The sequence below is a fragment of the Mycobacterium sp. genome, assembly GCF_035314905.1.
GTDB lineage: Bacteria > Actinomycetota > Actinomycetes > Mycobacteriales > Mycobacteriaceae > Mycobacterium.
Window position 1 is genome coordinate 1 of sequence record NZ_DATFYW010000216.1, and the last position, 12,211, is coordinate 12,211.

Genomic DNA, 12,211 nt, shown 5'->3' on the forward strand with positions numbered 1-12,211 from the left:
CTGCCGTCTGACAGGGGAGACGAGTTGCCCGGCGTGATCTCCCACTTGATCTGCGGGAAGCGCGCTTGGTGGGCCTCGTTGTAGAACGCGGGCTTCAGCCCGGCCAGGGTCTCAACCGTCGTGCCCGGGCGGATGATCTCATCGGTCTGCAGCCCCGCGATCGGTGCCAGCTCGCTGTCGAATCGGCCCTCCTTGGTCGCCTGCGCGGCCTTCTCGTGGCTGCCCGCGGAGAACTCATCGAGTTGGTGGCGGTCGAAGCCCCACTTAGCGGCGATCAGTTCAGCGCTGATCCCCTGCGGTACAAGGCCTTCCGCGTATCGCTGCTTGAAGGCCCCGCCGAACGGGTTGGTGCCGGGGAGCACACTCGAGCCCATCGGCGCACGGCTCATCGACTCCACACCGGCCGCAACGACGATGTCGTAGGCGCCGGCGATCACGCCCTGGGCGGCGAAGTGGATGGCCTGCTGGCTGCTGCCGCACTGCCGATCCACCGTGGTGCCGGGCACGGTTTCGGGGAGGCCCGCGCCGAGCAACGCATTGCGGGCGATGTTCACGGACTGCTCGCCCACCTGGGTCACCGCGCCGGCGATCACGTCGTCGATCTGCGCCGGGTCCACTCCGGTCCGCTCAACGAGCATGCGCAGGCTGTGCGCCAGGAGGTCGGTCGGGTGAACTCCGGAGAGTGCGCCCCCGGGCTTGCCCTTGCCGATCGGGGTGCGAACCGCCCCCACGATCACGGCGTCGCGTCCTGCATATCCGGTCATCGTCGTCTCCTATAGGGTCAGCCCGGCTCCAATGCCGGGTTGCATAATACAACCCAGAACGCGGATGCTCGATTCCGTGGTGTGCGGCACACCCCCGGAAAGCGCCGCGACGGTTCCGCAGCGGCTGCGGCCCTGTTCAGCTTGTGATGGGATCACCTGCTATGGGCATCAAGGTGGCGCTGGAGCATCGCACCAGCTACACATTCGACCGGCTGGTCGACGTGTACCCGCACGTGGTCCGGCTGCGCCCGGCCCCGCACTCCCGCACCCCGATCGAGGCCTATTCGTTTCGGGTCGAGCCGGCCGACCACTTCATCAACTGGCAGCAGGACGCGTTCGGAAACTTCCTCGCCCGGCTGGTCTTCCCGAACCGGACCCGGCAGCTGACGATCACCGTCGGCCTGATCGCGGATATGAAGGTGATCAACGCGTTCGACTTCTTCATCGAGGACTGGGCAGAGCGGATTCCATTCAGCTACCCCAAGGAGCTGGCCGAGGACCTGCGGCCGTATCTGCGCCCGGTCGACGAGGGCGATGAGGGTTCCGGCCCGGGCGAGCTGGTGCAGGCCTGGGTTCGTAATTTCCAGGTGCCGGCGGGCACCCGCACCATCGACTTCCTCGTCGCGCTGAACCGCGCGGTCAACGCGGACGTCGGATACAGCGTGCGGATGGAATCGGGTGTCCAGACACCCGATTTCACGCTTCGCAGCGGGATCGGCTCGTGCCGCGACTCGGCGTGGCTGCTGGTGTCCATCCTGCGTCAGCTGGGCCTGGCCGCCCGTTTCGTGTCCGGCTACCTGGTCCAGCTGGCCTCCGACGTCGAGGCGCTCGACGGACCGTCCGGGCCGGCCGCCGATTTCACCGACCTGCACGCGTGGGCCGAGGTCTACATTCCCGGCGCCGGCTGGATCGGGCTCGACCCGACATCGGGGCTCTTCGCCGGTGAAGGTCACATCCCGCTGGCGGCCACGCCGCACCCGTCGTCCGCAGCGCCGATCACCGGGGCCACCGACGTGTGCGAGACGGTCCTCGACTTCTCCAACACGGTCACCCGAGTCCACGAGGACCCACGCGTCACGCTGCCCTATACCGACGCGGCGTGGGGGGCGATCTGCGAGGTGGCCGCGAAGGTGGACCAGCGGCTGGCGGCCGGCGACGTCCGGCTGACCGTCGGAGGCGAGCCCACGTTCGTGTCGATCGACAACCAGGTCGACGAGGAGTGGACCACCGCCGCCGACGGGCCGCACAAGCGTCAACACGCCTGGAACCTGGCCGCTCGGCTGAAGAAGGTGTGGGCACCGCACGGGCTGGTGCACCGCGGGCAGGGCAAATGGTATCCCGGAGAACCGCTGCCGCGCTGGGAGATTGGGCTGTACTGGCGTGCCGACGGCCTGCCGCTGTGGACCAACGACGCGTTGCTGGCCGACCCGTGGACGACCGAGCCCGACCCTGTCGCCGCAGGCACCGCCCAGCAGATCCTCGCCACGATCGCCGACGGGCTCGGCTTGCCCGCCGGCCAGGTGCGCCCCGTCTACGAGGACCCGCTGAGCCGACTCGTGGCCAAGGTGCGGATGCCCGAAGGCGAGGCCGTGGCCGCTGAGGACGACCTGGCCGACGACAGCCCGGGCGCCCGCGCCGCTCTGCTGGCACGGCTCGACGAGACCGTCGCCGTGCCGGCAGCCTACGTGCTGCCGCTGCACCGGCGCGACGACGAGCTGGGCTGGGCGAGCGCCGACTGGCGGCTGCGACGTGGCCGCATCGTGCTGGTCGACGGGGATTCGCCCGCCGGCCTGCGGCTACCGCTGGACTCGATCAGCTGGCACCCGCCGCGGGCGTCGTACGAGGCCGATCCGCTGAGCGTCACGGGGCTGCTTCCGGTCGATCGCGAGCCCGCCGACGCGGTCATCGACGACTCAGACAGTGCGCCAACGACCGCGATGGTCACCGAGGTCCGCGACGGGACGCTTCACGTGTTCCTGCCGCCGACCGAACGGCTGGAGCACTTCGTCGACCTGATCACCCGTGTGGAGGCCGCCGCGGCCAAGGCAGACTGTCCGGTGGTCATCGAAGGCTACGGGCCGCCGCAGGACCCGCGACTGAAGTCGATGACGATCACGCCCGATCCCGGCGTCATCGAGGTCAACGTTGCGCCCACGGCCAGCTTCGCGGAGCAGAAGGAGCAGCTGGAAACCCTTTACGAGCAGGCCCGGTTCGCCCGGCTGTCGACCGAGTCGTTCGACGTCGACGGCACCCACGGCGGAACCGGCGGCGGCAACCACATCACGCTCGGTGGCACCGCGCCTGCCGATTCGCCACTGCTGCGCCGCCCGGACCTGCTGGTGTCGATGCTGACGTACTGGCAGCGGCACCCGTCGCTGTCCTACCTGTTCGCAGGCCGGTTCGTCGGTACCACGTCACAGGCGCCCCGAGTCGACGAGGGCCGCGCCGAGGCGCTCTACGAACTGGAGATCGCATTCGCCGAAATCGCGCGGCTCTCGGCTGATGGGAAGGCCAGGCCATGGGTGACCGACCGGGCACTGCGGCACCTGCTGACTGACATCACCGGAAACACGCACCGCGCCGAGTTCTGCATCGACAAGCTGTACAGCCCCGACAGCGCCCGCGGGCGCCTCGGGCTCTTGGAGCTGCGCGGCTTCGAGATGCCACCGCACGTCCAGATGGCGATGGTGCAGTCCCTGCTGGTGCGCTCGCTGGTAGCGTGGTTCTGGGAGGAACCGCTGCGGGCTCCGCTGATCCGCCACGGCGACAATCTGCACGGGCGATACCTGTTGCCCCACTTTTTGATTCACGACATCGCCGACGTCGCCACGGACCTGCGTGCGCACGGCGTCGACTTCGACACGAGCTGGCTGGACCCGTTCACCGAATTCCGTTTCCCCCGCATCGGTACCGCGGTGTTCGACGGCGTCGAGATCGAACTGCGCGGTGCGATCGAGCCGTGGAACACCCTCGGCGAGGAATCGACCGCCGGGGGCGCCGCCCGCTACGTCGACTCGTCGGTGGAACGCATCCAGGTGCGCACCATCGGCGCTGACCGGCAGCGCTACGTCGTCACCTGCAACGGCTACCCCGTGCCGCTGCTGGCCACACAGAAGCCGGACATCCTGGTCGGCGGCGTCCGGTTCCGCGCATGGCAGCCGCCCAGCGCGCTGCACCCGACGATCACCGTCGACGGGCCGCTGCGCTTCGAGCTCGTCGACACCGCGACCGGCATGTCGCGCGGCGGTTGTACCTACCATGTGTCCCACCCCGGCGGCCGCGCATACGACGAGCCACCGGTCAATGCCGTCGAGGCCGAATCGCGGCGCAGCCGGCGCTTCGAGGCGACCGGGTTCACGCCGGGACAGGTCGACCTGTCCGACATTCGGGAGAAGCACGCACGGTTGTCCACCGATGTCGGCGCGCCGGGGATCCTCGACCTGCGACGCGTGCGTACCGTTCTCCGGTAATGGTCCTCCGGAGCGGCACTGACCCGGTCGAGAAGGCGGCGCGGCCCCGCCACGACCCTGATCGTCTGCTCGCGGGCTACCGCGCCGCGCGCACGCAGGAGGCGCTGTTCGAGCCGCGCGGCGGCCCCGAGTCCGCCTACGACGAATTCGTCGATCAGACAGGTGAGATCCGGCCGGGGTGGGCGGAGCTGGCCGACGTGATGGGCGAGCGCGGCCGCGGGGGGCTGGACCGGCTGCGGTCGGTGGTGCGAGAACTCGTCGACAACGACGGAATCACCTACATCCGGATCGACCACGAAGGCGAGGCGATCACCAACGGCCACGGCACCGCCGAGCCCGCCCCGTGGCGACTCGACGGGCTGCCGCTGCTTATCTCGGCGGCCGACTGGGAGGTGCTGGAGGCCGGCCTCGTCCAGCGGTCGCGGCACCTGGACGCGGTGCTGAGGGACGTGTACGGCGCGCGCCGCTCGATCACCAGCGGCGTGCTGCCCGCGCAGCTGGTGTTCGGCCATCCCGGCTACGTCCGGGTGGCCCGTGGAATCGAGATCCCCGGCCGCCACCAGCTGTTCACGCACGGCTGCGACGTCAGCAGGGACGCGTCGGGGGCCTTCCGCGTCAACGCCGACTGGGCGCAGGCCCCATCGGGTGCCGGTTACGCGCTGGCCGACCGCCGGGTCGTCGCGCATGCGATGCCGGACCTGTACGAACGGATCGGACCGCGGCCGACGTCGCCGTTCGCCCAGGCCCTGCGGCTGGCGCTGATCGACGCCGCACCGGACGCCGCCGACGACCCCGTCGTGGTAGTGCTCAGCCCCGGCATCCACTCCGAAACATCTTTCGATCAGGCGTATCTGGCGACGGTGCTGGGCTTCCCGCTGGTCGAAAGCGCCGACCTCGTCGTCCGCGACGGAAAGCTGTGGATGCGCTCGCTCGGCACGCTCAAGCGCGTCGACGTGGTACTGCGCCGCGTGGACGCCGACTACGCCGATCCACTCGACCTGCGGGCGGACTCCCGCCTCGGCGTGGCGGGGCTCGTCGAGGTGCAGCGCCGTGGCGAGGTGACCGTTGTCAACACCCTGGGCAGCGGAATTCTGGAAAGTCCCGGGCTGCTGCGCTTTCTGCCCGACCTGGCCGGTCTGCTGCTCGATGAAACGCCGATGCTGCACACCGCCCCGGTGTACTGGGGCGGCATCGACGCGGAGCGTTCGCATCTGCTCGCGCACCTGTCCTCGCTGCTGATCAAGCCCGCCGTCGGCGGTGACACCATCGTCGGGCCCATGCTCTCGTCCGGTCAGCGCGCCCACCTGGCCGCCGTGATCAAGGCCACGCCGTGGCAGTGGATCGGCCAGGATCTGCCCCAGTTCTCGTCGGCGCCGAGCGACTGGCGGTCCGCGACGTTGGCGTCGGCCAGTGTCGGCATGCGCCTGTTCACGGTGTCGCAGCGCGGCGGCTACGCGCCGATGATCGGCGGCCTCGGCTACGTGATGGCACCGGGCAACGCCGCTTTCAAGCTGAATACCATTGCCGCCAAGGATGTTTGGGTGCGGCCGACCGAGCGCGCACAAGCGGAGACGGTCACGGTGCCTTCGGTCACGCTGCCGGCGATGACGGGTGCGGGCACCCAGGGCGTCAGCTCGCCGCGCGTGTTGTCGGACCTGTTCTGGTTGGGACGCTACGGCGAGCGCGCCGAGAACTTGGCCAGGCTGCTGGCCGTCACGCGCGAGCGCTATCACGAGTACCGGCACCGCCAGGGCATGGAAGAAAGCGAATGCGTGCCCGTGCTGCTGACCGCGCTCGGCCAGATCACCGGCACCGACACCCATGCCGGCGGCGACCGCCACGAGATGATCGCCGTGGCACTGTCGACGCTGTGGTCGCTGACGATGGACCGCGACCGGCCCGGATCACTGGCTCAATCGGTGGAGCGGCTGGCACTGGCCGCGCGGGCGGTTCGCGACCAGTTGTCCGGTGACACGTGGATGGTGCTGGCGGGGGTGGAGCGCGCGGTGGCGCACAGGTCCGACTCGCCCCCCGAGTCGCTTGCCGAGGGCGACGCGCTGCTGGCGTCGGCTCAGGCGCTGACGCTAGCCGGGATGCTCGCGTTGTCCGGAGTGGCGGCGGAGTCGATGGTGCACGACATCGGCTGGACGATGATGGACATCGGCAAACGGATCGAGCGGGGACTCGGTCTGACCGCGCTGCTGCGCGCGACGCTGGCACAGACCCGCAGCGTCGGCGCCGAGCAGACCATCACCGAGTCGACGCTGGTGGCGTGCGAATCCTCGGTCATCTACCGGCGGCGGAACCCGGGCAAGGTCAGTGTTGCCGCGGTGGCCGACCTGGTGCTTTTCGACGCCGCAAACCCGCGGTCGCTGGTGTTCCAGCTCGAACGGCTTCGGGCCAACCTGAGGGCCCTGCCGGGATCGTCGGGGTCGTCACGGCCGGAGCGGCTGGTCGACGACATCAGCACGCGGTTGCGGCGGCTCGACCCGGCCGAGCTCGAAGACGTCGACGCCGACGGCCGGCGCACGGAGCTGGCCGGGCTGCTGGACGGCATCCATGCCGGGCTGCGTGACCTGTCCGACGTGATCACCGCGACGCAGCTGTCGCTGCCGGGCGGCATGCAGCCGCTGTGGGGCCCCGACGAACGCCGGGTGATGCCATGACGCCACCCCGCTGCTATCAGATCATTCACCGCACGATGTACCGGTACTCCGACGTCGTCACCAGCTCGTACGGTCGCGGCTTTCTGACGCCACGCGACTTGGGACGGCAGCGCTGCCTGTCCCACGAGCTGCGCATCGACCCAGAGCCCGCCGACCGCTCCACCAGCCGCGACGTCTATGGCAACATCAGCTCGTACTTCCACGTCACCGCAGCGCACCGCAGGCTCTCGGTAACCAGCAAGTCGATTGTCGAGGTAGATCCTGTCCCGCCGCAACGGTATTCGTCGGGTCCCGCGCGCGAGCGGTGGGAGTCGGCACGCCCGTCCGGGCTGGACGGCGTGTTGGCCACCGAGTTCACCCTCGACCTGCGGCCGCCCGAGATCACCGACGCCGTTCGCGACTACGCGGCCCCCAGCTTCGCCGGAGGCCGCCCACTGGTCGAAGTGCTGAGGGATCTGTCCTCCCGCATCTATGCCGACTTCACGTACCGCTCCGGGTCGACGACGGTGTCCACGCAGGTCGACGAGGTGCTCGCGGCGCGCGAGGGTGTCTGTCAGGATTTCGCCCGGCTGGCCATCGCGTGCCTGCGTGCCAACGGTCTTGCCGTCAGCTACGTGTCGGGCTACCTGGTCACCGATCCGCCACCTGGCAAGGAACGCATGATCGGCATCGACGCGACCCATGCGTGGGCAGCCGTATGGACGCCCGAAAATCAATGGCTGGGGTTCGACCCGACCAACGACCAGATGGTCGACGAGCGTTACATCACAGTCGGTTGGGGCCGAGACTATGCGGACGTTCCGCCGCTGCGTGGGATCATCTACACCGATTCCGAGAGTAGCGTGATCGACGTCGCGGTGGACGTGGCGCCATACGAGGGGGATGTGCTTCATGCGTGATTTCGTGTGCCCGAACTGCGGGCAGCATCTGGCGTTCGAGAACTCCGTGTGCCTGTCCTGCCACAGCCCGCTGGGATTCTCCCTGGACGACATGGCGCTGCTGGTGATCGCCGACGGGCCGGAGAGTGGTCAGCCAGGCTTCGTGGACGCCGACAAGTATGAGCTATGTGCAAATCTGCATCTGGCTCAGTGCAATTGGCTGGTCGAAAGGCAGCCGGTGCGGCAGCTGTGCAGATCCTGCAGGCTGACTCGCACCCGGCCCAACGACGCCGACACCAAGGCGCTGGCGGCGTTCGCCGACGCGGAGAAGGCCAAGCGCCGGCTGATCACGGAGTTGAACGAACTCAAGCTGCCGATCGTGGGCCGCGACGAAGACCCGGACTACGGGCTGGCGTTTGACCTGCTCTCCAGCGAGCAGGAGAAGGTCTTCACCGGGCACGACAACGGCGTGATCACGCTGGACCTGGCCGAGGGCGACGACGTCCATCGCGAACAGCTGCGGATCGAGATGGACGAGCCTTACCGCACGCTGCTCGGCCATTTCCGCCACGAAATCGGCCATTACTACTACTACCGACTCGTCGCGCCGTCTGCGGTCTACCCCGCCCGATTCCGGGAGCTGTTCGGCGACCCGGACGCGGACTATCAGGCCGCGCTGGACCGCCATTACCAGGAAGGCCCACCGCAGGGCTGGGAGGAGAACCATGTCTCCTCATATGCCACGATGCATCCTGCCGAGGACTGGGCCGAGACCTTCGCGCACTACCTGCACATCCGAGACACGCTCGACACCGCCGCAGCGTTCTCGTTCGCTCCGGCTAACGCCACCTATGAACGAAAGGTGTTGGGGCCCAGTAGCTTCGACACAACGATCGAGATGTGGCTGCCTCTGTCGTGGGCGCTGAACATGGTCAACAGGTCGATGGGCAAGCAGGACCTCTACCCGTTCGTGCTGCCGGGCCCGGTGCTGGAGAAGATGCGGTTCATCCACACGATCGTCGACGAGGTCAGCGCTCACCCCGAGCCGCAGGGCGAACACTAGCTCCAGAACGGCGCAGAGGTGTCGCGCGCGGCTCTTGCGACACGCGGCCCGGTGAAGCGGCATAACCGGAATGTCCGGATTTTCGTTTATAGGATCGTTGGGGTGGATGATCGCTACGGCCGCGACGTGCTTGCCCGAAACCCGCACGAGCGCACAAAGGTTCGCTCCGTCGAGCAGCGCGCCGAAGTGGGCATGCTAGTCGAGGATGCCCAGACCGGATATGTGGGCGCGGTGGTCCGCATCGAATACGGGCGGATCGACCTCGAGGACCGGCATGGCCGTATCAGAGGGTTTCCGGTCGGCCCCGGATACCTCGTCGACGGCCGGCCGGTCATCCTCACCGCGCCGCGAGGCGCGCCGCCCACGTCACCGACGCGCACGGCGTCGGGTTCGGTCGCAGTGCCGGCGCGGCGGGCACGCGTCGCGGTGGCCGGCCGCATCTACGTCGAGGGACGGCACGACGCGGAGCTCATCGAGCAGGTCTGGGGGGACGACCTGCGGGTCGAGGGCGTGGTGATCGAGCGGCTGGGCGGCGTCGACGATCTCATCGACATCGTCGAGAAGTTCCGGCCGGGGCCCACGCGCCGACTCGGCATGCTCGTCGACCACCTCGTCGCCGGTTCGAAGGAATCCCGCCTTGCCGACGCCGTCCGCCGGGGACCATACGGCTCTCATACGGTGGTGGTCGGGCATCCTTTCGTCGACATCTGGCAGGCGGTCAAGCCGGCCCGGGTGGGCCTTGACCAATGGCCCGACGTGCCGCGCGGCGTGGACTGGAAGCACGGCGTGTGTGATGCCATGGGATGGCCGCACGCACACCAGGCGGACATCGCCGCGGCGTGGCGGCGGATCCGAACCCGCGTCCGGGACTGGAACGACCTCGAGCCTTCGCTGATCGGCCGGGTCGAGGAGCTCATCGACTTCGTGACGCAGCCCTAGGCGCGACCGTCCGCCGAAGCGACGTGGTATGCCTGAAACGTGTCCGATGTCGCCGGCCTCTTCGACCTGCCCGGCACCAGCGACTCCGCCGACCGGCAGGGTCGGGGCCGCGGGGTGTCCGCGCCGCTGGCGGTACGGATGCGGCCCGCGTCGCTCGACGAGGTCGTCGGGCAGTCCCACCTGCTGCAGCCCGGGTCGCCGCTGCGCCGGCTGGTCGAGGGCTCGGGCGCGGCGTCGGTCATCCTGTACGGGCCGCCGGGCACCGGCAAGACCACACTCGCGTCGTTGATCTCACAGGCCACCGGCCGCCGGTTCGAGGCGCTGTCCGCCGTGTCCGCCGGCGTCAAGGAGGTCCGCGCCGTCATCGAAACCGCGCGCCGGGCGGCCGCCCACGGCGAGCAGACGGTGCTGTTCATCGACGAGGTGCACCGGTTCTCGAAGACCCAGCAGGACGCGCTGCTCGCCGCGGTCGAGAACCGCATCGTTCTGCTCGTCGCGGCCACCACCGAGAACCCGTCGTTCTCCGTGGTGGCGCCGTTGCTGTCGCGGTCGCTGGTCCTGCAGTTGCAGCCGTTGGCCGCCGACGACATCCGCACCGTCGTCACGCGCGCGGTCAACGATCCGCGTGGGCTGGGCGGCGGGATTCGGGTGGGAACCGACGCCGTCGACCTGCTGGTGCGGCTGTCCTCGGGTGACGCACGCCGGGCGCTCACCGCGCTGGAAGTCGCCGCCGAAACCGTCGCCGACACGGGCGAGGCGGTGACCGTCGCAACCATCGAGCAGTCGCTGGACAAGGCCGCCGTCCGATATGACCGCGACGGCGACCAGCACTACGACGTGATCAGCGCGTTCATCAAGTCGGTGCGGGGCTCCGACGTCGACGCCGCCCTGCACTACCTGGCCAGGATGCTCGTCGCGGGGGAGGACCCCCGGTTCATCGCACGGCGGCTGATGATCCTCGCCAGCGAGGACATCGGCATGGCCGATCCCACCGCGCTGCCGACCGCGGTCGCCGCAGCGCAGACCGTCCAACTGATCGGCATGCCCGAGGCGCAATTGACGTTGGCTCACGCGACCATCCACCTCGCCAGCGCGCCGAAGTCCAACGCGGTCATCACCGCGATCAGCGCCGCGATGAACGACATCAAGGCCGGCAAGGCGGGCCTGGTTCCGCCCCATCTGCGCGACGGGCACTACTTCGGCGCCGCCGCGCTCGGCAACGCGCAGGGCTACGTCTACTCCCACGACGATCCCGACGGCGTCGTGGCGCAGCAGTATCCACCCGATCAACTCGTCGGCGTCGATTACTACCGACCCAGCGACCACGGCGCCGAACGCGAGATCGGGCCCCGGGTCGAACGGCTGCGCGCGATCATCCGCAAGAAGCGCGGCTGACATGCCCTTGACAAGACCGTTCGGGCACCCCTAGCGTCATTGTCAACCAATGAGTTGATCAAACTAGGGATTGATTAATGGGCATTGCCGCCGCCGACGCCGACGCGCAACTCGGCCGCGCCTTCCTGGCGCTCGCCGACACCGTGCGCCGGGCGATCGTCGCGCGGTTGTCACGCGGTCCTGCGACGGTCAACGAGCTGGCCGCGCCTTTCGCGATCACCAAGCAGGCGGTCTCCAAGCACATCCAGGTGCTCGAGCGCGCCGGCTTGGTCACCCGCAGCCGCGATGCACAGCGCCGGCCCGTGCACCTCGACGCGACCGCGTTGGAGAACCTCACTTCCTGGATCGACGGATACCGACTCGCCGCCGAGCGCAACTACCGCCGACTTGACGCGCTGCTCGCGACGATCACCACCGACGACGACTTCGCCGACACTGCAACAGAATCCGACACAAAGGAGCGAGGGAAATGACGCACGCACTGAACCTCAAGGCGCCGGTCGACACGCTGGCGATGGAGTTCACCCGCGAGTTCGACGCACCCGTCGCCGCGGTTTATCGCGCACACGCCGAGCCTGAGCTGGTGAAGCAATGGCTGGGCCCCGCCCGCAACGAGATAGAGATCGAGCACTGGGACTTCCGCAGCGGCGGCGGTTACCGCTACCTGCACCGCGGGCCCGACGGCAGCGAGTACTGGTTCAACGGCGTGTTCCACACCGTGCGGGCAGGCGAGTTCGTCATCCAGACATTTGAATTCGAGGGTGCACCCGACATGGTGAACCTCGAGTTCATGACGTTCGAGGACCTCGGCGGACGCACGCGGTCCATCTGCCCGAACACCGGGGTGCGCGACGGGCTGCTGTCCTCCGGCATGGAAGACGGGATGCGCGAGGGCTACGAACGGCTCGACGCGGTGGTCAAGGCGCTCTGAGGGTGAGCTGCTCAGGCCAGCTCGGGTACCCGCAAATGGGCCAGGGCGAGCTCGAATTCGCCCACGTCGAGCTGGTCGGCGCCCAACTCGCGTAGCCGCGTTGCG

Annotated in this window: 9 protein-coding genes; 8 read left to right on the forward strand and 1 reads right to left on the reverse strand. The window is 68.8% G+C overall.

Going from position 1 to position 12,211, the window contains the following annotated elements:
- On the reverse strand, positions 1 to 764 hold a 764-nt coding region (locus VKG81_RS19030), incomplete at its 3' end, for a thiolase family protein (protein WP_324398217.1).
- Between the two features lie 161 nt (positions 765 to 925).
- On the opposite strand from VKG81_RS19030, the gene VKG81_RS19035 reads away from it, so the two are divergent.
- From VKG81_RS19035 to VKG81_RS19070, 8 genes are all read left to right on the forward strand, one after another.
- A complete protein-coding gene (locus VKG81_RS19035) occupies positions 926 to 4,234 on the forward strand; it encodes a transglutaminase family protein (RefSeq protein WP_324398219.1) in 3,309 nt (1,102 codons plus the stop codon).
- A complete protein-coding gene (locus tag VKG81_RS19040; protein WP_324398221.1) occupies positions 4,234 to 6,900 on the forward strand; it encodes a circularly permuted type 2 ATP-grasp protein in 2,667 nt (888 codons plus the stop codon). Before VKG81_RS19035 ends, VKG81_RS19040 begins: the two co-directional genes overlap by 1 nt.
- The gene (locus tag VKG81_RS19045; RefSeq protein WP_324398223.1) at positions 6,897 to 7,799 is read left to right on the forward strand and encodes a transglutaminase family protein; all 903 of its coding nucleotides are present in this window, start codon (positions 6,897 to 6,899) and stop codon (positions 7,797 to 7,799) included. The genes VKG81_RS19040 and VKG81_RS19045 overlap by 4 nt, the downstream gene beginning before the upstream one ends.
- Positions 7,792 to 8,841, forward strand: a complete 1,050-nt coding sequence (locus VKG81_RS19050; RefSeq protein ID WP_324398225.1) for a putative zinc-binding metallopeptidase — start codon at positions 7,792 to 7,794, stop codon at positions 8,839 to 8,841. The genes VKG81_RS19045 and VKG81_RS19050 overlap by 8 nt, the downstream gene beginning before the upstream one ends.
- 102 nt (positions 8,842 to 8,943) lie before the next feature.
- The gene (locus VKG81_RS19055) at positions 8,944 to 9,780 is read left to right on the forward strand and encodes a DUF3097 domain-containing protein (protein WP_324398227.1); all 837 of its coding nucleotides are present in this window, start codon (positions 8,944 to 8,946) and stop codon (positions 9,778 to 9,780) included.
- Between the two features lie 39 nt (positions 9,781 to 9,819).
- Complete coding sequence (locus tag VKG81_RS19060) at positions 9,820 to 11,175, forward strand: replication-associated recombination protein A (protein ID WP_414685327.1); 1,356 nt, start codon at positions 9,820 to 9,822, stop codon at positions 11,173 to 11,175.
- 77 nt (positions 11,176 to 11,252) lie between these two features.
- A complete protein-coding gene (locus VKG81_RS19065; protein WP_324398229.1) occupies positions 11,253 to 11,648 on the forward strand; it encodes a metalloregulator ArsR/SmtB family transcription factor in 396 nt (131 codons plus the stop codon).
- Positions 11,645 to 12,106, forward strand: coding sequence for an SRPBCC family protein (locus tag VKG81_RS19070; RefSeq protein ID WP_324398230.1), 462 nt, complete (start codon positions 11,645 to 11,647; stop codon positions 12,104 to 12,106). Before VKG81_RS19065 ends, VKG81_RS19070 begins: the two co-directional genes overlap by 4 nt.
- Positions 12,107 to 12,211 lie beyond the last annotated feature (105 nt).